The organism is Spongiactinospora sp. 9N601 (assembly GCF_044326295.1).
GTDB lineage: Bacteria > Actinomycetota > Actinomycetes > Streptosporangiales > Streptosporangiaceae > Spongiactinospora > Spongiactinospora gelatinilytica.
In genome coordinates this window covers 239,895-260,170 of sequence record NZ_JBIRBB010000006.1, presented here as the reverse complement: position 1 = coordinate 260,170, position 20,276 = coordinate 239,895, and the positions used below count along the sequence as shown (strand labels likewise).

14 protein-coding genes are annotated in these 20,276 nt (G+C 73.8%); 8 read left to right on the top strand and 6 right to left on the bottom strand.

What is annotated here, in order from left to right; genetic code table 11:
- Nucleotides 1–135: 135 nt before the first annotated feature.
- Nucleotides 136–723, bottom strand: a complete 588-nt coding sequence (locus ACH34R_RS16170; protein ID WP_397562234.1) for a gamma carbonic anhydrase family protein — start codon at nt 721–723, stop codon at nt 136–138.
- 156 nt (nt 724–879) lie between these two features.
- On the opposite strand from ACH34R_RS16170, the gene ACH34R_RS16165 reads away from it, so the two are divergent.
- Nucleotides 880–2,955 (top strand): hypothetical protein, encoded by a 2,076-nt coding sequence (locus ACH34R_RS16165; RefSeq protein WP_397562233.1) that lies wholly within the window; start codon nt 880–882, stop codon nt 2,953–2,955.
- A 20-nt stretch (nt 2,956–2,975) separates the two neighbouring features.
- On the opposite strand, the gene ACH34R_RS16160 is transcribed toward ACH34R_RS16165, so the two are convergent.
- Nucleotides 2,976–3,305 (bottom strand): PadR family transcriptional regulator, encoded by a 330-nt coding sequence (locus ACH34R_RS16160; RefSeq protein WP_111166515.1) that lies wholly within the window; start codon nt 3,303–3,305, stop codon nt 2,976–2,978.
- 87 nt (nt 3,306–3,392) lie between these two features.
- Here ACH34R_RS16160 and ACH34R_RS16155 point away from each other — a divergent pair, with 87 nt between their 5' ends.
- The 4 genes from ACH34R_RS16155 to cydC all read left to right on the top strand — a co-directional run bounded on the left by ACH34R_RS16155 (nt 3,393) and on the right by cydC (nt 8,982).
- Complete coding sequence (locus ACH34R_RS16155; RefSeq protein ID WP_397562232.1) at nt 3,393–4,580, top strand: cytochrome ubiquinol oxidase subunit I; 1,188 nt, start codon at nt 3,393–3,395, stop codon at nt 4,578–4,580.
- Between the two features lie 9 nt (nt 4,581–4,589).
- Nucleotides 4,590–5,354: a cytochrome d ubiquinol oxidase subunit II gene (locus ACH34R_RS16150; RefSeq protein WP_111166517.1), complete on the top strand. Its 765-nt coding sequence runs from the start codon at nt 4,590–4,592 to the stop codon at nt 5,352–5,354.
- 72 nt (nt 5,355–5,426) lie between these two features.
- A complete protein-coding gene (gene cydD / locus ACH34R_RS16145; protein WP_397562231.1) occupies nt 5,427–7,109 on the top strand; it encodes a thiol reductant ABC exporter subunit CydD in 1,683 nt (560 codons plus the stop codon).
- Nucleotides 7,110–7,263: 154 nt separating this feature from the next.
- Nucleotides 7,264–8,982, top strand: a complete 1,719-nt coding sequence (cydC, locus tag ACH34R_RS16140) for a thiol reductant ABC exporter subunit CydC (RefSeq protein WP_397562230.1) — start codon at nt 7,264–7,266, stop codon at nt 8,980–8,982.
- Between the two features lie 317 nt (nt 8,983–9,299).
- On the opposite strand, the gene ACH34R_RS16135 is transcribed toward cydC, so the two are convergent.
- Both ACH34R_RS16135 and ACH34R_RS16130 read right to left on the bottom strand, forming a co-directional pair.
- Nucleotides 9,300–10,655, bottom strand: coding sequence for a S1C family serine protease (locus tag ACH34R_RS16135; RefSeq protein ID WP_397562229.1), 1,356 nt, complete (start codon nt 10,653–10,655; stop codon nt 9,300–9,302).
- A gap of 217 nt (nt 10,656–10,872) precedes the next feature.
- Entirely contained in the window at nt 10,873–11,844 is a 972-nt protein-coding gene (locus ACH34R_RS16130; RefSeq protein WP_397562228.1) for a DUF4145 domain-containing protein, read from the bottom strand.
- 216 nt (nt 11,845–12,060) lie between these two features.
- On the opposite strand from ACH34R_RS16130, the gene ACH34R_RS16125 reads away from it, so the two are divergent.
- Nucleotides 12,061–14,790, top strand: a complete 2,730-nt coding sequence (locus ACH34R_RS16125; RefSeq protein ID WP_397562227.1) for a LuxR C-terminal-related transcriptional regulator — start codon at nt 12,061–12,063, stop codon at nt 14,788–14,790.
- 24 nt (nt 14,791–14,814) lie between these two features.
- Here ACH34R_RS16125 and ACH34R_RS16120 read toward each other — a convergent pair whose 3' ends face one another.
- Both ACH34R_RS16120 and lon read right to left on the bottom strand, forming a co-directional pair.
- Nucleotides 14,815–15,411 carry a hypothetical protein gene (locus ACH34R_RS16120; RefSeq protein ID WP_397562226.1) on the bottom strand — a complete coding sequence of 199 codons (597 nt, stop codon included), beginning with the start codon at nt 15,409–15,411 and terminating at the stop codon, nt 14,815–14,817.
- Nucleotides 15,412–15,699: 288 nt separating this feature from the next.
- A complete protein-coding gene (lon, locus tag ACH34R_RS16115; RefSeq protein ID WP_397562225.1) occupies nt 15,700–18,078 on the bottom strand; it encodes an endopeptidase La in 2,379 nt (792 codons plus the stop codon).
- A gap of 174 nt (nt 18,079–18,252) precedes the next feature.
- On the opposite strand from lon, the gene ACH34R_RS16110 reads away from it, so the two are divergent.
- Both ACH34R_RS16110 and ACH34R_RS16105 read left to right on the top strand, forming a co-directional pair.
- Nucleotides 18,253–19,590 (top strand): sensor histidine kinase, encoded by a 1,338-nt coding sequence (locus tag ACH34R_RS16110; RefSeq protein WP_397562224.1) that lies wholly within the window; start codon nt 18,253–18,255, stop codon nt 19,588–19,590.
- Nucleotides 19,572–20,255, top strand: coding sequence for a response regulator (locus tag ACH34R_RS16105; RefSeq protein ID WP_397562223.1), 684 nt, complete (start codon nt 19,572–19,574; stop codon nt 20,253–20,255). The genes ACH34R_RS16110 and ACH34R_RS16105 overlap by 19 nt, the downstream gene beginning before the upstream one ends.
- Nucleotides 20,256–20,276: the final 21 nt, after the last annotated feature.

Genomic DNA, 20,276 nt, shown 5'->3' with positions numbered 1-20,276 from the left:
CTCCGGCGCCCCGAAACGTACGCCCGTGTCCACAACCGGTCAACATAACGTGCAAACCACACATCCGTATGACCCCTCTCCGGATCGGGAGAAGGGAACGGTATGGCCTCCCCAGAGATCGGACGGGGCCGGCGGTCAGCCGACGATCTCGTCGTCCGCGTGCGCCCCGAACTGCGCGGAGCGGACCTCCGCGACCCGCTCGTAACGGCGGATCCGGTCCTCCCAGTCCGCCTCGACGCCGAACGCCACCTTGGCGAACCCCACCGCCTTGATCGCCTCGGGCAGCGCGGGGTCGCCGGGCGCGTACAGCCCGCCCGGGACGGCGATCATGTTCGGTGGCACGAAGAACTCGTCCGCCAGCACCGTGGTGGCGTGGACGGACGCGCCGATCGCGACGACCGCACCCGCCCCGACCACCGCCTCCTGCAACACGGTCGCCCCGGTCGCCAGATAGGCGCACCGGCCAACACGGCAGCCCAGCAGTGTGGCGTGCGGCCCGGCGAACACGTGGTCGCCGAGTGACACGTCGCCGCGCAGCACCGCGTTCTCGCAGATGATCGAGCACTCGCCGACCTCGATCACGCCGTCCTCGGCGTCGAGTACCGCGCCGTACATCACCCGCGCCCGCGGGCCGACGCGCACCCGCCCGGCCAGGGTCGCGTTGGGCGCGACGTACGCGGACGGATCGACGACCGGCTCGTGACCGCGGTGACGGATCAGCATGCCCCCATCATCGCCCGGCACCGGACGCCCACCGGGAAGCGCCGGGCGCGAGGCCCGAAAACCGCGACCACGAGGACTCGCGAGAAGTGATCGACACGTCGCCGTCCGCTCGCCAGACTTGACCCCAGATGTCCCCGAGGAGCGGAGGACGAGCACGTGCACATCTGGCTCAGGCTCGGCGCGCGCCTGCCCTGGGGCGACGGGGCCCGCCGCCGTCTCGCCGCACTCGCCGAGCGGGGCGACCGGGCCGCGCTGACGGCCATGATCGGGCTCGCCCGGCGCGGGCACGCCCGCGAGTGGCTGGCCGACCGGTGGGTGGCGACGCGCGACGAGCGGTTGCGCGCCGCCGTACTGGAGACCGGGGCGGTCGCCTCGCACGGCCGGGCCCGCCAGATCACCCTGGCCCTGCACGGGCGGCTCGCCGCGCAGGCCGGCTACCAGGCCGCGCTCAATGTGGCGGCCTGCGCGGAGGACGCGGACGAGACGGTACGCGGCAACGCCCACGCGATCTGCGCCACCGCCACCGGGCCCCTGCTGGACCTGCTCTGGCGGGCCGCCGCCACGGGCCGTCCCATGCTGGGCGAGGCGCTGCTCGCCAATCCGGCGAAGTTGTCCGGCGACGCGCTGATGTGGGCCTGGCGGGCGTGGCTGGACCAGCCCGCGCAGCGGCTCTGGGACCGGCTGGCAGGGCAGGGCGAGCCCGCCCCCGCCGGGCCGTGGCCCACCGATCCGCACGGCCGGGAGCGCGCACGGGTCCACGCGCACAGCATGGTGGCACTCGGGCTGGCCGCCGATGACCGGCTCTGTTCCGCGGCGGTGTCACCCGACGTCCCGGAGCAGGTACGGCTGCGCGCCGAGCAGATCTGCATGGAGCGCGGGCTGGTACCGGACCAGCCGGTGGAACGGGCGCTGTTCCACCTGCTCACCGGCGCGACCGAACGGTACCGCGCGCTCGACCCCGACGGCTCGCTGCTGGCCGCCGGGCGGGCGCGGCTGCGCGGCGGCCTGCGGGACCGGCTTTCGCGGCTGATGACGCGGGCGGGCGACGAGAGCCCGGCGCACATCGTGACGGACGGCGAGCCGAAGCCCGGCGACCGGCGCGAGGCCGAGCGGCTGGCCCGCGGGCTGCTGGATTCGGAGGCGTGGGCGGAACTGTGGCGGCTCTTTCCCACGCTGCCCTTCGAGGACGGGCTGGCCGCGATCCGGCGGATCCGGGGGTGGCGTCCGCCGGACGCCAGGGAGGCCGGGCTGTTCGACCTGCTGACCCGGCCGTTGCCGGCCCCCGCGCCGCTGGTCATCGGCGTCGGCCAGGCCGCGGTCCAGGTGGCGTTCACCGCGGGCGGGGCCCGGCTGTACATCGCCGACGCCGCCAAGGACGTGCGGGCGGGCATCAACGCCGAGATCTACTCCATGTGGCGGCGCGAGCGGGTCCGTTCGGCGGTGTGGCACGGAGCACGGCGGCCGGGCCGGATCATCGCGATGGCCGCCAGCGGCGCCGGATTCGCCGCGCTCAGCTCGCGGGGCCACCTGTTGTTCGGGCACAAGGGGCTGCGCGAGGTCGCGCTGGGGCCGCTCACCGGCGACCGCGGGTTCGCCGCGCTGGCCGCGCACCGGCGTACCGGGCGGCTGGCCGTACTCGGACGGCGCCTGACGGTCCTCGACCGCGACGCGGGCCGGGTCGTCGCGGCCGGGGAGCAGGACCTCGGAGGAAACGAGGCCACCAAGGTCGCGTTCCTGCACGCCCAGCGCATGGTGCTGGCCAAGCGGGACGGCATCGCGGCCATGAACACGGGCGACCCGCGCGCGCACGACGTGTGGGCGCCGTTCATCGCGCCGGACGGGCCGCCCCTGACCGGGCTGGCGGCCTACGACGGCGGGACCAGGCTCGCCATGATCATCGACGGGGCCGTCGTGTTCGCCGCGCTCGACTTCGTCACCGGCAACTGCACGGAGATCGACGAGCCGCGCTTCCGCCGGCCCGGCGAGCGGGTCACGGATCTGTGGAGCTCTCCCGGCGGCGAGTACCTGGCGGTCCGCGCGGGAGCGGCGCTGGAGGTCCACGGCCCCTTCATCGACGGCGGCGAGGCGCTGCTGAAGCGTCCGCTGGCCGAGTTGTCCCGCGTCCACCTGGCCGAGGCGGCCAGGCTGCGCGCCCGCTTCGGCGACGACTCCCTGACCGGCCGCCGGTACGGCCTGCTGCACGCCTGCCTGGCCCACAAGTACGACGCTTGAACCCCTGACCTCCCGGCCCGTCAGCGGGCGCTACGGGGTTCGAGCACGCTGCCGATCGCGCTGGTGAACGCCTGCCAGGCGGAGCGTTCGCCGGCCAGCGCCTTGCGTCCCGCGCCGGTCAGCCGGTAGGTCCTGCGCTTGCGCCCGCCGACCGTCGCCCACTCGCCCGCCAGGTATCCCGCGCGCTCAAGCCGGCGCAGGGCCGGGTAGAGCGTCCCGGTCGGCACCGACAACGCCCCGCCACTGCGCTCCTGCAGGGCCTCGATGATGGCGTAACCGTGTAGCGGCTCGTGTTCCAGCACGGACAGCAGGAGGGCGTCCATGTGCCCGCGCAGCGCGTCGGTGTTCACGCCGTAACTCTATCCCGATTCGTCATGTAGCCAGTCTACATGTAGGCTCTCTATATGTAGACAGACACAACGACGGAGTTGGCAGCGATGGACGTGCTCGACCTCGCCCGGACTCAGTTCGCCGTGACGGGAAGCCTGCACTTCCTGTTCGTCGTGCTCACCCTGGGCCTGGCCCCCCTCGTGGCGATCATGCAGACCCGGCATGCCCTGTCCGGCAAGCCGGTGTTCGAGCGGATGACGCGTTTCTGGGGCCAGATTTACGTGATCAACTATGCGCTCGGCGTGTTCACCGGGCTCGTGATGGAGTTTCAGTTCGGGCTGAGCTGGAGCGGGCTGTCCCACTACGCGGGCGACGTGTTCGGCGCGCCGCTGGCCATCGAGACACTGGTGGCGTTCTTCCTGGAGTCCACCTTCCTGGCCCTGTGGATCTTCGGCTGGCACCGGCTGCCCCGCTGGCTGCACCTCGCCTGCATCTGGCTGGTCACCCTGACCGCCTACGCCTCGGCGTTCTGGATCATGGTCGCCAACGCGTTCCTGCAGAACCCGGCGGGCTCGCAGGTGCGCGGCGACCGGCTGGCGCTGACCGATCCGGGCGCGCTGCTGTCCAACCCCTCGTTCGTTTACGCCTTCCCGCACGTGATCGGGGCGGGCCTGCTCGCCGGCGGGCTGGTGGTGGCCGGGGCCAGCGCGTTCCAGCTCAGCCGCCGCCACCCGGAGGCGGAGTTCTTCACCCGCTCGATGCGCCTGGGCACGGTGGTGGCCTCCATCGGCGTCTTCCTGGCGGTCGGCTCCGGGTTCGCGCAGTTCGGCCCGATCGGCGGCCTCCAGCCGGGCAAGTTCGACTCCAACCCGCTCAGCGGCCTGTCCCTGGGGTTGATGATCATGCTGGGCGAGCTGCTCATGTTGCTGTTCATGTTCCTGCTGCTCCCGCTGATCTGGTGGCTGCCGAAGTGGCGCTGGACGCACCCGATCGTGATCCTGGCCACCCCGGTGCCGTTCGTGGCCGCGATCCTCGGCTGGCTGGCCCGCGAGGTCGGCCGCCAGCCCTGGATGATCAACGGCAGGCTGACCGTGGCGGACGCCATGTCCCCCGGCCTGACCCCCGGCATGGTCGGCGCGTCGTTCGCCGCCTTCGCGGGGCTGCTCGGGCTGCTCGCGGTCGTCGACTACGTGCTGATCGCGCGTACCGTGCTGCGCGGCCCCGCCGCCACCTTCCTCGGCGCGCCGGAGGAATCGCACGCATCCGACCGTCCCTCCCCCGCGCTGACCTACTAGGAGGCAGGCATGGAGATCGTCTGGTTCGGCGCGCTGGCACTGCTGCTCGCCGGATATTTCGCCCTTGAGGGCTTCGACATCGGCGTCGGCATGTTGCTGCCCGTGCTCGGCCGCGACCAGGCCGCGCGCGACCGGCTGGTCGGGGCCATCGCCCCCTTCGTACTCGCGAACGAGGTCTGGCTGGTGGCCGGGGTGGGCGTGCTGTTCGGCGCGTTCCCCACGCTGGAGGGCGACGTCTTGTTCGCGCTCTACCCGCTGGTGGTGGCGCTGCTGGTGTCGTGGATCGTGCGCGACGCCGGGCTTTGGTTCCGCCGCCGCGTGGACGGTCCGCGCTGGCGGGCGTTCTGGGACGGCGCGCTCTGCGCGGGATCATGGGGGCTCGCGCTCACCTGGGGCTTCGCCCTGGCGCGGGTGGCGACCGGGCTCGACGGCCTGCCCGCGCTGCTGCTCGGCGTGGTGCTCGCCGCCGTGGTGGCCGCCGTGTTCGCCTTCCACGGCCGCACGTTCGCCGCGTGGCGGCTGGCCGGCGAGGGCCGCCCGCGCGGCGGGCGCGCGCTGCTCGGCTCGGCCCTGCTCGCCGCCTCCCCCGCGCTCGCCGGGCTGGCGCTGACCGCCTCCACTGTGGTCGGCCACGCCGCCCCGGCAGGGACACTGAACATGCTCGGACTTATGGTGGTTCCGTTCGCGCCGCTCATGGTGGGGGCGCAGATATGGGTATGGCGGACGTTCGGACCGCGCAGGCCGGCGGGCTCGCGCGTGCCGTCGTTCTTCTAGCCCACAGATCATCCGAAACGGGGTTCCAGCGGGGCTGGAAGGATCGATCGTAAAAGATCGTAAAAGGGAGTCATGCACAAGGACCTCCTGCGACTGGCCCGCACGGAACGGGCCGTCGGCCGGCACCTGGCGGTGTGCCTGGCCGCCGCGGTGCTGGCCGGGCTGCTGGTGATCGCCCAGGCCGAACTGCTCGCGGGGGTCCTGTCCGGGCGGTTCGCGATCATCGCGCTGTGGGGCCTGGTCGCGGTGGTCGCGGTGCGCGCGCTGCTCGGGTGGGTCCAGGGTCTCGCGGCCGGCCGTACGGCGGGCGCGGTCAAGTCCACGATCCGCCACCGGCTGCTGGCCCGGCTCCAGGAACTCGGGCCGGCGAGGATCACCGCGCACCGATCCGGTGAGCTGGTCACGCTGACCGGCAGGGGCCTGGACGCGCTCGACCCCTACCTGACCGGATACCTGCCGGCCGTCGCGGTCGCCGGATTCGTACCGATCGCCGTGCTCGTCCGGCTGTTCGCCGCGGACTGGGCCAGCGCGGTCATCGTCCTGGTCACCCTCCCGCTCATCCCGATCTTCGGCGCGCTGGTCGGCCGGCACACCAAGGCGGTCACCGAACGCCAGTGGCGGGCGCTCGCCCGGCTCGGCGGGCACTTCCTGGACGTGGTGCGCGGCCTGCCCACGCTGCGGGCGTTCGGCAGGGCCCGGCACCAGGCGAACGTGATCCGGGAGGTGGCCGGCGCGCATCGCGCGGCCACCATGCGCACGCTGCGGGTGGCGTTCCTGTCGTCGCTGGTCCTGGAGCTTGCCGCCTCGCTGTCGCTGGCACTGGTGGCGGTCCCGATCGGGCTGCGGCTGCTGTCCGGCTCGATGGACCTGCACGTCGCGCTGCTGGTACTGCTGCTCGCCCCGGAGGCGTACCTGCCGCTGCGGGCGATGGGCACCAAGTTCCACGCCTCGATGGAGGGCGTGGCCGCCGCCGACCAGGCGTTCGCCGTACTGGACACCGACGCGGTCGACGGACCCGGCCCCGCGGGCGACGCGCGGACCGGCCCGGACGTCCCCGAGATCCGCCTGGAGAACGTGACCGTCCGCTACCCGGGCCGCGACGACGCCGCCCTGGACGACGTCTCCCTGGCGATCGCGCCCGGCGAACGGGTGGCCGTGATCGGGGAGAGCGGCGCGGGCAAGAGCACGCTGCTGCATCTGCTGCTGGGGTTCGTGACCCCGGAGCGCGGCAGGGTCACCGTCGGCGGGGTGGACCTGAACCGGCTCGACCTGGACGCCTGGCGCGCCCGGCTGGCCTTCGTGCCGCAGCGCGCCCACCTGTTCGCCGCGTCGGTGACCGACAACATCCTGCTCGCCGACGCCGGCCAGACTCCGGCGGTGGACGTGCGCGCCGCGGCGGCGGCGGCGCGGGCCGCCGAGTTCGTCGAGGCGCTGCCCCAGGGGTACGACACCGTGCTCGGCGAGCGCGGCGCGGACCTGTCGGCGGGCCAGCGCCAGCGCATCGCCCTGGCCCGCGCCTTCTGCCGCCCCGGCGCCGCCGTCCTCCTCCTGGACGAGCCCACCGCCCGGCTCGACGGGCGCAGCGAGGCCGCGATCGTGTCCGCGACCCGGGCCCTGGCCGACGGCCGCACCGCCGTCATCGTGGCCCACCGGCCCGCCATGATCGACCTGGCCGACCGGGTGATCCGCATCACCGACGGCCGCGTGGTCTCCGACGAACCCGCCCGCCCCGCCGCCATCGGAGACATCCCATGACCGGCCTCCACCCCAGAGCAGCCGACCCGAACCACCCGCCCCGCACCACCGCCAGGCGCGCCACCCGGACGACCGAAGCGGACACACGCGTCCGCCCGGTTCGGGTCGCTCGGGTGCCGCGCCCGATGTGGGCCGTCACTGCCGGAGCGGGGTTGTGAGCGGGCGCGGGGGCGGGGTGATCGGGTGGGGCGGCCGGCGGCGGTTGGTGGTCGCCGCCGCTGCCGGGGCCGCGGCGGACCTGGCCGGGCTCGGCCTGATCGCGTCGGCGGCGTGGCTGATCACCAGGGCCGCGCAGCAGCCCTCGCTGGCCGCGCTGAGCGTGGCGATCGTGGCCGTCCGGGCGTTCGCCACCACCCGTGGCGTCTTCCGGTACGCCGAGCGCCTGTCCGGGCATGACGTCGCGCTGCGGGCCCAGGCCACGACCAGGGAACGGCTGTACGACGCGCTGGTCCCGGCCCGCCCGCTCGCGCACGGCGGCGCGGACCTGCTCAGCCGCATGGTGGACGACACCGACGCGGTCCAGGACCTGCTGGTGCGCTGCCTGCTCCCGGCGATCGCCGCGCTGATCACCGGCGCGGCGGCCGTCGTGCTGGCGGGGTTCCTGCTGCCCGCGGCGGCCCTGATCCTGCTCGCCGGGCTGCTCGTCGCCGGGGTACTGCTGCCCGCCGGTACGGCGGGCGCGGCCCGGCGCTGGTCGGCCACGATCGCTCCGGCCCGCGCCGAGCTGGCCGCCCGGGTGGCCGACCTGGTCCACGGCGCCGCCGACCTCGCCGCCTACGGCGCGAACGGCAGGGCCCTGGCCGCCACGGACGCCGCCGACGGCCGGCTGGCCGCCCTGGAGCGGCGGCAGTCCAGGACGAACGCCGCGGCGCTGGCCGCGGGCGTGCTGACCCAGGGCCTCACCGTGGCGGGCGTGGTGCTCGCCGCGCAGGCCGCGGGCGCCGGGCAGGTGGCCACCGCGGTGCTCGCGCTCAGCGCGCTGGTCGCCTTCGAGCCGGTGCTGCCGCTCGCGGCGGCCGGGGAACGGCTGGCCGGGATCACCGCCGCGCTGCGCCGGCTGCGCGAGGTGCGGGCCACCCCGCCCGCCGTGGCCGAGCCCGCCGCGCCTGCCGAGCCGCCCGCCGGTCCGCTCACCGTCGAGGTACGCGACCTGGTGGTACGGCACGGCGAGGGCCGCGCCCCCGCGCTCGATGGTGTCGGCCTCACCCTCACCCCGGGCAAGCGGACCGCCCTGGTCGGCCCGAGCGGCGCGGGCAAGAGCACACTGCTGGCCGTGCTGATGCGCCTTGTGGACCCGGAGTCCGGTGGCATCCGGCTCACCGGCCCGGGCGGTTCGGCCGATATCCGCGACCTGACCCCCGAGGCGGTACGCGAGCGGATCACCGGCCTGACCCAGGACCCCTACATCTTCCAGGCGACGCTGCGCGACAACCTCCGGCTGGCCGGGCCGGACGCGGACGACGAGGAACTGCGCTCGGCCGTACGCCGGGCGAGGCTGGACCGCTGGGTCGAGCGGACCGGCTGGGACGCCCAGCTCGGCGAGGACGCCCGCACCGTCTCCGGCGGCCAGCTCCAGCGCCTGGCGCTGGCCCGCGCCCTGCTGTACGACCCGGAGATCCTGCTGCTCGACGAGCCCGCCGAAGCCCTGGACGAGACGACCGCCGACGCGCTGATGAGCGACCTGCTGGACGCCACGCACGGCCGTACCACCCTGATCGTCACCCACCGGCTGCGCGGCCTGGACCGGGTGGACGAGATCGTCGTCCTTGAGGAGGGCCGCGTCACCCAGCTCGGAACCCACGCCGAACTCCTCGCCGTCCCCGGCTACTACCGCGACCTCTGGCAGTCCGAGGCCCTCACCTCCCGCCCCTGACCAGCACGCCCCCACGACCCACCCCCGGCGACCGCCCGGCCCCCGATCACCACCGCCCCGTCATGGCACACCGCGTCCGGCCGCTTGCCGCGATGGCGCGTACGCGGGCCGGGCCGTAGTCGCCAGGCCGGGGACCGGCCCGCGGGCACCGCCACCTCGTCGTCCTGCGCGTCCTGGACCTCCTGTACAGCGGGGTCCCGCCCGCCGGCCGCACCTGGCTCGTGGCCCGGGGCGGCGGGCCGCGGGCCTTCGTATGACGGCGGCGCCCCCGGCCTGTGGGCCGGGGGCGCGTTCTTTCGGCGAATGGGGATCCGCGTCTACTCGGTCTTCTCCGCGAGGGTGACCTTGGTGGTGTGGGTCTGGCCGTCGCGGACGTAGGTGATGGTGATCTGCTGGCCGGGGCCGAATCCGCGGATCATGCCGACCAGGGTGTCGGAGGCGTCGATCGGCCGGTCGTCGATCTTGGTGATCAGGTCGCCCTGCCGCAGGCCCGCCTTGGCGGCGGCGCTGCCCTCGGCGACCGAGCCGACCAGTGCCCCTGCCGTGCCGCCCGTGGAGTCCTGGACGGTCACGCCGAGCTGGGCGTGCCGTACGTCGCCGTTCTTGATGAGCTGGTCGGCGACCTTCTTGGCGGTGTTGATCGGGATCGCGAAGCCCACGCCGATGTTGCCCTCGCTGCCCGCCGTGGCGATCGCCGTGTTGATGCCCACGACCTGCCCGCTCGCGTTGACCAGCGCGCCGCCGGAGTTGCCGTGGTTGATCGCGGCGTCGGTCTGGATCGCGCCGCCGATGGTCGTCGGCTCGCTCGGCTGCTCCTGGCGCCGCTCGCGTCCCCAGCCGGGCGGGAACTGCTGACCGGGCGGCTCCTCGCCGCCGACGTTGACCGTGCGGTTCAGCGCGCTGACGATGCCCGCCGTCACCGAGCCCGCCAGGCCCAGCGGGCTGCCGATGGCCAGTACCGAGTCACCGACCTTGAGCCGGTCGCTGTCGCCCAGCGACGCCGCGGTCAGCCCGGACACGCCGCTCGCCTGGAGCACGGCGAGGTCGGTGGCCGGGTCGGTGCCCTTGACCGTCGCCTTGGCGGTCCGGCCGTCGTTGAACCTGACGGTGAGCTCGGCGCCGCCACCGGCCAGCGCGGCGACGTGGTTGTTGGTGAGGATCAGGCCGTCCGCGCTGAGGACCACGCCGGAGCCGCCGCCGTTCCCGGCCTGGATGGACACCACCGAGGGCTGTACGGCCTGCGCCACGCCGGCCACGGTCCCCGCGCCGGAGTCGGCGACCGGGCTGAGCACCGGGCTGCTCACCACGGTGCGATCGCCGCCGAAGGCGGTGGCCGCGAAGGCCCCCGTGACCCCGCCCCCGAGGGCCACCGCCGCCAGTGCCAGGCCCGCCAGTGCCTTCTGCCGCCCGGAGAAGCCGCCCTTGGCCTTGCCCGGCACCACCGTCGTCTCCTGTTCGGGGCCGGGGCCCGGGGTGCCTGCGGAACCACCCGGCCCGGACGGCGACGCGAACACCGCCGTGTCCCCTCCGGGGGCGGCCTCGCCCGGCTCCTGCGGCGGTCGCGCGGGGGTCGCCCTGCCGGGGAACCCACCGGCGCGCGGCGGGACCTTCCCGAACTGGGTCCAGCCGTCCGGCCGCTCCTGCCCCTGCTCGTTCGGTTCGTTCGTGCTCATCAGGTTTCCCCCACTGTCGTGGCGACCGCCCTATGGGGCCGACCGGTACGTCTCAACAGTGACAAATCACCTGTAAAACCGCGCTAAGCTGCGGAAAGACAAGATCGAATCGCCCTGACACCCGCCTTATCTCCCATGCTCACGCCCCCTGCTCCGCCCGCCCGTACGCAGGCGGAAAGTTTTCGCGGGCGCCGAACACGGCCGCGCGGGCGGGAGGTCATCGTGTGGTGATGCGGGCCAGGGTGGCGCCGATGACCCGGATCAGGTCGCCGGGGTCGAGTTCGAGTTCCAGTCCGTGCCGGCCGCTGGAGACGTAGACGGCCCCGGGGCCGCCGACCGTCTCGTCGGCCACCACCGCCAGGTACGGCAGGGCCAGCGGGCTCACCACCTCGCTCGCCGTCGCCCAGCTCAGCCGGCTCACCTCGGCGGGCCCGGCCAGCCGCGCCGCGGCCCCGCCCGCCGCGCCGGCGAGCGCGGGCAGGTCGATGTCCAGCGAGGCCGGGGCGAGGGCCGCGACCGGCCGGTCGTCCACGCGGGCGATCACCGCCTTGAGCACCCGGGCGGCGGGCACTCCGAGTTCGGCCGCCAGATGCCGCCGGGATTTGGCCCTGCCCGGATCGTGCGTATATTGACGCGACTTAAATGGGACGCGGGATTTCCGCAGCAGTTTCATCGCCGGTGTCTCGCGAAGGGCCGCCCCAGCGCCGCGGACCGGCCCACGGCGTGCCCGAAATTCGGCATATCTCCGATTCACCACATATAAGTGATCCACTAACGCCGCCGCGAGAATGATCGCGTCTTCGGCGTCCCGCCTGGTCACCGGGGCCCCGCTGATGTGGGCGGCGGCGTTGCCGACCTCCCGCAGGTCCTCCGCCCACGCCGCCAGCCGTCCCTCCACCAGCCCCCGGGCGCGCAGTTCGCGCAGCCCCTGGTACAGGGTGCGCCCGCCCGCCCCGTGATCCGCGCACACCCCTTCGAGCAGCCGGCGCACGTTCACCAACGTCATCGTGTACGCCCCGGCGCTCAGGCAGGACTCGGCCTCGGCGAGTTCCCGGGCCAGCGCGGGCGGTACGGCGGCGCGCGCCCGGCCCGCCGCGACGGGCCACAGGACGCGCGCCCGGCGCGGCGGCAGCCCGTCCGGATCACGGTCCGGATCGACCTCGGCGGCCTCGGCCGCCAGGAAGAGCACCTGGCCGCACATCTGGCACACAGCCGTCGCGTACGGCGCCAGTTCCGGCGGCAGGAATGACCGATGCGGCCCATCGGGCTCACGCGCGAGAGAGCGATTCGCACACCCGGGGCAATCGATGCTGTATTTCGCCGCCCAGCGCCTCACAAAGGGACGATAAAGGATCACCAAATTGCCTACAAGAGCGTAATATCCAAACCTGGGTGGGAGGGGCGCATGAAGACGTGGCCGTTCGCGGGGCGTGACAAAGAACTCGAAACACTGATCCGTTTCGCCCGTGATCGGGCCGCGCGCGGCGTCGTGATCGTGGGCGCGGCCGGGGTGGGCAAGTCCCGGCTGGCCGCCGAGGTGCTACGCGGGCTGGCCGACGACCGCCACACCGTGCTGCGCATTCGCGCCACCAAGGCGACCAGCGGCATCCCCAACGGCGCGCTGGCCGATCTGCTGCCCGCGCGGGCGCCCGAGGGCAACACGCTGCGGTGGGCGGCCGAGGAGATCATCGCGCGAGCCGGCGGACGGCTGCCGGTGCTCGGCGTGGACGACGCGCACCTGCTGGACGGGCACTCGGCGGGAGTGATCCACTCACTGGTCGCCACCGGGCGCGCCCGGGTCGTCGCCACCCTGCGCAGCGGCGAGCCCGCCCCCGACACGGTGACCGCGCTGTGGCGCGACCACCTGGCCAGGCGGGCGGACATCGGGCCGCTGGGCGACGGCGACATCCGCCGGCTGCTGACCGCCGCGCTCGGCGGCCCGCCGGACGAGGCGACCGTGGTCCATCTGTGCCGGGTGACCGAGGGGAACGCGCTGTTCCTGCACGAGATCGTCGACTCGGCGCTGGCCGCGGGAACGCTCCAGCGGCTGCGCGGCATGTGGCACCTCGCCCGGGCTCCGCTGGCCGACGCGGCGCCCGGGGACACGCCGCTCGCCCCCCGGCTGGACGAACTCATCCGCGACCGCATCGGCACGCTGTCGGCCCCGCTCGCGGCGGTGCTGGAGTTCACCGCGTTCGCCGAGCCGATCGGGGCGCGCACGCTGAGCACGCTGGTCTCGGAGGAGGCCGTGCTGCTCGCCGAGGAACGCGGGCTGATCAGGGTGGCCATGGAGGACAGGCGGGAGGTCGCGCGGCTCGGCCATCCGCTCTACGGCGAGGTGGCCCGCGAGCGCTGCCCCGGGCTGCGCCGCCGGCGCCGCTACGCCGACCTGGTCCAGGTCGTGGCGGCCACCGGCATGCGGCGCAGAGAAGACGTGCTGCGCGGCACGGTATGGCGGCTGGAGAGCGGCCTGGGTGCCGACCCCGAGCCGCTGGTCGCCGCCTGCCGGCTGGCCTGGGCCGCGCACGACTATCCGCTCGCGGTCCGGCTGGCCGAGGCCGCGCTGTCGGCGGGCGGCGGCGTCGAGGCCGCCATCCTGCTGGCCAACCTGCTCGACCACGCCCAGCTTCCCGACCGCGCCCGCGCGGTGCTGGACGCGACGCCGGAGCCCGCCGACGAGTCCACCCGCGTCGAGCTGGCCCTGGCCAGGGCCAGCAATCTCGCGTGGGGGACGGACCGGCTGCCCGAGGCGATGGCGCTGCTGGCGCGTACCGAAGGCACCGTCACCGACCCCGCCAGGCGCGATGCGATCACCGTGCGCCGGGTCGGCCTGGCCGCCTCCGCCGCCGACCCGCGCTCCGCGCTGGCCTGGAGCGCTCCCTTACTGGAACGCCCGCTCAGCGCACCGGTGCGCGCGCAGGCGCTCAACGCCCACGCGCTCGCGCTGTGTTACGCGGGCCGTACGGCGGAGGCGCTGGCGGCCGTGTCCGAGGCCCTGGCCGGCATGGCGGGCTGGCGGGACACCATCCCCGCGCTGGTCTCCCCCCTGCACTCCACCTGGGCGCTGTGCGGGCTGTTCAGCGGTGACCTCGCGGTCGTGGGCGAGGCCACCGCCTCCATGACCGCGGCGGTGTCCGGGCAGCGCGGCTGGTCGCGGGGCGAGGGCAGCCTGGCCCTGTCCCGCGGGCACGCCGCCATCCTGCGCGGCGACCTCGACACCGCGCTCGCCGTACTCCACGCGCCGGCGCACCACGAGACCGCGGTCACCGTCGGCGGGTGCCTGGGCGCCTACGCGCTGGCGCAGGCGTTGTGCGGGGACGGCAGGGCGGCGCAGGAGACGCTGGAGGCGGCGCTGGCCCGCAACCGCACCACCTGGACCGCCTTCGGCCGGTGGGTGGCGCTCACCCGCGTCTGGATCGCCGCCGCGCTGGGCGAGACCAGCAGGGCGATCGACCTCGCGCTGGGCGCGGCGGCCGACTGCCGCGCCGCCGGGCTGCCCGGCTTCGAGCACATCGCGCTGCACGACGCGGTGCGCCTGGGCCGCGCCGCGCCGGTGCGGGCGCGGCTGGCCGAGCTGGCCGTGGTCCAGGACGGCGAGCGGGTACGACTGGCCGCCCGGCACGCCGCCGCGCTCGCCGACGGCGACGGCGGGGCACTGCTCGCGACGGCCACCGGGTTCGAGCGGCTCGGCCTGATGCTGCACGCGGCCGAGGCCGCCGCGCAGGCGACGGGCGCGCTGCGCCGGGCCGGCGACGAGCGGGGCGCCCGCAGGGCCGCCGCCGAGGCGTGGTCTTTGGCCGCGTCCTGCCCGCGGGCGGGCACTCCGGCGCTGCGCTGCCTGGCCGCGCCCGACCTGACCGTGCGCGAGCTGGAGGTCGCCCAGCTCGGCGCGGCCGGGCGCAGCCACCGGGAGGTCGCGGAACGCCTGCACATCTCCCTGCGTACCGCCCAGAACCACCGCAACCAGGCCTACCAGAAGCTCGGCGTGAACAGCGCCGCGGAGCTGGCCGGGATCTTCGCCAGGTTCAACGGCGGGGCGCACACCGGCATGGCACGCGCCGAGGCCGCCGCCCCCGGCCTCAGGGAGCGGCGGCCTCGGCGTCGTCTGGCGGACCGGGCCTCAGATGGCCCCTGACGGCCCCGGTCCGCGCGGCGGATGTCAGGACGCGCTGTAGATCTCGTGCCAGCCGCCGGAGCCGCCCTTGGGCGAGTGCCCGTTGCCGCGGCTCACCTTGACCGAGATGCGCTCGGCGTTCTTGCCATCGAAGCTGTGGCGCTCGGGGTACCTGCCGCAGTTGTCGAAGGACCGGTGGTACGACGAGCCGTCGAAGGTCTCGACCTTGAAGGTCTCCCATGCGCAGCGGTACCGGCGGTCGCCCCACCGCTTGTGGTTGCTGAGCTTGCTGTCCACGGTGAAGTGGTTGCCGCGCACCCACTTGGAGTGCTTGGTCCACCAGACCTTCTTGACCGGCTTGCACTTCTTGGTGCCCTTGTGCCACCAGCAGTGTTTGACCCACTTGGTGTGCTTCTTCTTGTAGTAGATCTTGTGGTTCCTGCGCTCGACGCCGACCTCGCCGCTCGCCTTGGCCTTGTGGTCGGAGGAGTAGTACGGGCCCCACTGGGTCGTTCCGGTGGCGGCGGTGCCGGCAGTGGCGCCGGCGGCGGGAACGACGGTCGCGTTGGCGGCGACCGGGGCGGCCACCGCAATCGCCGTCGCGGCGCCTATGCCGATGAGGATTCGGCTGACGAATCGCACGTTCGGTCCTCTCGGGAGATAAGGGTGTCTGACCGACCAAGACTCCCAGCCCGAGATTGACAAACACTTACAAAGCACTTGAAAGCCCGACAAATCCGGACTATTCGCAAGATCGTTATCTCCCACACGACTCCAGGGGGCCCAAAACAGGAATTTATTCCCACCACAGGAGTAACATAAATCACAATTCTCGAATACCGCCGCACGCCAAAGGGCCGGACACCCGCGCCGGCGTCCGGCCCTTGCTGCACGGCCCCTGGCGGGCCGTGCCCGGCGAGCGACCCGCCCTCAGGCGGCGGCCGGTTGGGTGACGTGGGCCGGGGAGAGGGCGATGTCGAGCACCTCGCGTACGTCGCTCACCGCGTGGACGGTCAGCTCCGCGCGCACCTCCTCCGGCACGTCGTCGAGGTCGGGCTCGTTGCGCGCCGGGATGAGCACCGTGGTGATGCCCGCCCGGTGGGCCGCGAGCAGCTTCTGCTTGACCCCGCCGATCGGCAGAACCCGGCCGGTGAGGGAGACCTCACCGGTCATCGCCACGTCGCCGCGCACGGGCCGGCCGGACAGCAGCGACGCCAGCGCGGTGGTCATGGTGACCCCGGCCGACGGGCCGTCCTTGGGGATCGCGCCCGCGGGGACGTGCACGTGCACCGAGCGGTCCTTCAGCGACCCGACCGGCAGCTCCAGCTCCACGCCGCGCGAGCGCAGGTAGGACAGCGCGATCTGCGCCGACTCCTTCATCACGTCGCCGAGCTGGCCGGTCAGCGTGACCCCGGTCGAGCCGGTCTCCGGGTCGGCGAGGGACGCCTCGACGTACAGCACGTCGCCGCCCGCGCCGGTCACCGCCAGACCGGTGGCCACGCCCGGCACCGAGGTGCGCTGGCGGGCCTCCGGCAGTGAGGACTCCGGCACGTGCCTGGGCCTGCCGAGGTATTCCACCAGGTCATCGGCCCCGGCCCGGATCGGCAGCTCGGCCTTGCCGAGGGCCAGCGACGCGGTGATCTTGCGCAGGATCCGGGCGATCGACCGTTCGAGCGACCGGACGCCGGCCTCCCTGGTGTACTCGGCGGCCAGCCTGCGCAGCGCCCCCTCCTCCAGGGTCACCTCGTCCGCGCCGAGCCCGGCCTTCTCCAGCTGGCGGGGCAGCAGGTGGTCGCGGGCGATGGCCACCTTCTCGTCCTCGGTGTAGCCGTCGAGGGTGACCACCTCCATGCGGTCCAGCAGCGGGCCGGGGATGGCCTCCAGGACGTTGGCGGTGGCCAGGAACAGCACGTCGGACAGGTCGAGCTCGACCTCCAGGTAGTGGTCGCGGAAGGTGTGGTTCTGGGCGGGGTCCAGCACCTCCAGCAGCGCGGCGGTCGGGTCGCCCCGGTAGTCGGCGCCCAGCTTGTCCACCTCGTCCAGCAGCACGACGGGGTTCATGCTGCCCGCCTCGCGGATCGCGCGGACCACGCGGCCGGGCAGCGCCCCCACGTACGTCCTGCGGTGCCCGCGGATCTCCGCCTCGTCGCGGACGCCGCCCAGGGCCACCCGGACGAACTTACGGCCCATCGCCCGTGCGACGGACTCACCGAGGGAGGTCTTGCCGACCCCGGGAGGACCGGCCAGCGCCAGCACGGCGCCGCTGCGCCTGCCGCCGATCACGCCGAGGCCCTGGTCGTGGCGGCGCTTGCGGACCGCCAGGTACTCGATGATGCGGTCCTTGACGTCGGTGAGCCCGGTGTGGTCGGCGTCCAGCACCTCGCGCGCCGCGGAGATGTCGTAGGAGTCTTCGGTGCGGACGTTCCACGGGATGTCCAGGACCGTGTCCAGCCAGGTGCGGATCCAGCCGGTCTCCGGCGACTGGTCGGAGGTCCGCTCCAGCTTGTCGACCTCCTTGAGCGCGGCCTCGCGCACCTTCTCCGGCAGGTCGGCGGCCTCGATCTTGGCGCGGTAGTCGTCCTCCTCGTCGGCCGGGTCGCCGTTGAGGTCGGCCAGTTCCTTGCGGACGGCGGCGAGCTGCTGGCGCAGCAGGAACTCCCGCTGCTGCTTCTCCATGCCCTCCTGGACGTCCTTGCGGATGGTCTCGGCGACGTCCAGTTCGGCCAGGTGCTCGCGGGCCAGCTCGACCAGCCGGGCCAGGCGCTCGGCCGGGTCGGGCTCGCCCAGCAGCTCGATCTTGTGCTGGGTGCTCAGCCAGGGGGCGTAGCCGGAGCTGTCGGCCAGGACGGCCGGGTCGTCTATCTGGTTGATGGCGTCGACGACCTGCCAGCCGCCGCGCTTCTGCATGATCGTGGTGGCCAGCGCCTTGTACTCGGCGGCCAGCTCGTTCGCGCGCTCCCCGGCGGGGACGGCCTCCATCGCGGTGGCCTGCACCCAAAGGGCCGCGCCCGGCCCGGTGGTGCCGGTGCCGACTCGCACCCGGTCCAGGCCGCGCACCACGGCGGCGGGCTCGCCGCCCGGCAGCCGGCCGACCTGCTCGACCAGTGCGACCACGCCCACCGGGCCGTACTTCCCGTCCACCCGCGGGACCAGCAGCACGTGTGCGTCCTTGCGGTCCGAGGTGCCCGCCCTGGCCGCGTCGATCGCGGCGCGAACCTCGGGGTCCGACAGGTCCAGCGGGACGACCATGCCGGGCAGCACGACCGCGTCGTCCAGCGGGAGGACCGGAAGGATCAAGCTCTCACTCATGCGATCTCCAAAGGTTGAGTTATACCGACTCAAGTATTGAGAGCCCCGGATTGTTCCCGAGCTTGAGCCTGTTCGCTCACAGCGATCGTAAGTATGTAAGCAGTACGGGAGTGTGACATCGGATCACCCCCTGGTATGACGCCCTTCCCGTCCGGCCCGGTCTAGTGTGGGCGGGTGCTCAGGCGGCTCCGATCGACCAAGGACCGGCTTCCCGCGCTGGCGGCCCCCATCCTGGCGGCCTTGGTCACCGGCGTCGCCGGCCCGGCGCCTCCCGACACCCCCCGCCTGGACCGCCTCGTGCTGCGGATACCCAAGCCCCTCAGGCGGTTCGTGCCGCACGATGTGGCGAAGGTCGCGCTCGTCGCCGAGCAGGCGTTCGTCCTGGTGCTGTTCTGGTTCGCCCAGGACCAGGTCCAGACCGTCAACCGGTTCTTCATCAGCGACCCGGACGCCGACCGGCCCTATCTCGACCCTCTCGCCACCCTCTTCATCGCGGCGGTCTGGTCGCTGCCGCTCGCGCTGCGCCGCACCCGGCCCCTGGCGGCCTGGCGGGTGATGGTGGTCATGCTGCCCTTCGCCTCCCTCCTGGTCAGGCCGATCCTCGGCAACCCGCCGTACTCGATGGCCACCGCCATCACCTATCTGGCGTGCGTGTACACGGCGGCGGCACGTACCGACCGGGAGACCTCCATCGGCATCGGCGTGGTGTCGGCCATCGTCGCCTGGGGCATGGACCCCGGCTCGTTGATGCTCGTGGTACCTCTGGTCGCGATGGCCGCCACGCTCGGCAACAGCGCGCGGGTGCGGCGCAGCACGGCCTCACGCCTCGCCGTGCAGGAGCGGCGGGCCGACCGGGCCGACGCGGCCCGCGCGGTGCTGGCCGAGCGGTCCCGGATCGCGCGCGAACTGCACGACGTGGTGGCCCACCACATGTCGGTGATCGCCATCCAGGCCGAGGCGGTGCCGATGCAGGCGGCGGGCGACGCGCGGCGGCTGGAGGAGGGGCTGGCGCAGATCCGCGGGCTGTCCCTCACCGCCCTGGCCGAGATGCGCCGCGTCCTCGGCGTGCTGCGCGACGAGGACGGCAGGATCGACACGGCCCCGCAGCCGGGCCTGGACCGGCTGGAGGAGCTGATCACCACCGCCCGGGGAACGGGTCTCACCGTCTCGCTGTCGCTGGACGTCCCGGACGGGGACGTCCCCGCGGCGGTCGGCGTGTCGGCCTACCGGATCGTGCAGGAATCGCTGAGCAACGGCATGCGGCACGCCCCCGGCAGCGCGATGGTCGTGGACGTCCACCGCGCCGGGCGGGATCTGCGCCTGCGGGTGGTGAACGGTCCCGGGGTCAAGGACGCGGCTCCCCCCTCCCCCGACGGGCACGGGCTGATCGGCATGCGCGAACGCGCGACAATGCTGGGGGGCACGTTCGAGGCCGGTCCCATCACCGGTGGCGGATTCGCGGTGACGGTCACGCTGCCCATCGAGAAGGAGCATTGGCCATCCGCGTCCTGATCGCCGACGACCAGGGCATGGTGCGCACCGGGTTCACCGTCTTCCTCAGCGCGCAGCCGGACATCGAGGTGGTCGGCGAGGCGGCGGACGGCGCGCAGGCGGTCGCCCGCGCGGTGGAACTGCGCCCTGACGTGATCTTGATGGACGTCCGCATGCCGGGCATGGACGGGCTGGAGGCGACCCGCCGGATCGGCGCCGTCCCCGGCCTGCCGTCCAGGGTGCTGATCCTGACCACCTTCGACCTCGACGACTACGTGTACGCGGCGCTGCGCGCGGGCGCCAGCGGTTTCCTGCTGAAGGACGCCTCCGCCCAGCAGCTCGCCGAGGCGGTGCGCGTCGTCGCCGAGGGCGAGGCGCTGCTCGCGCCCACCGTGACCAGGCGGCTGATCGCGGAGTTCGCCCGGCTCGGCGGCCCGAGGGCGCCCGCCGTCAAGCGCCTCGCCGACCTGACCGAGCGGGAGACCGAGGTGTTGTCCCTGGTCGCCCAGGGCCTTTCCAACCAGGAGATCGCCGCCGAGCTGGTGGTCTCGGAGCAGACCGTGAAAACGCACGTCGGGCGGGTGCTCGCCAAGCTGTCGCTGCGCGACCGGGCCCAGGCCATCGTGCACGCCTACGAGACTGGGCTGGTGCGGCCCGGGGGTGACGGCGTCACCCGCGGGGGGTAGCGCGAGGTCCACCCCGTCGCG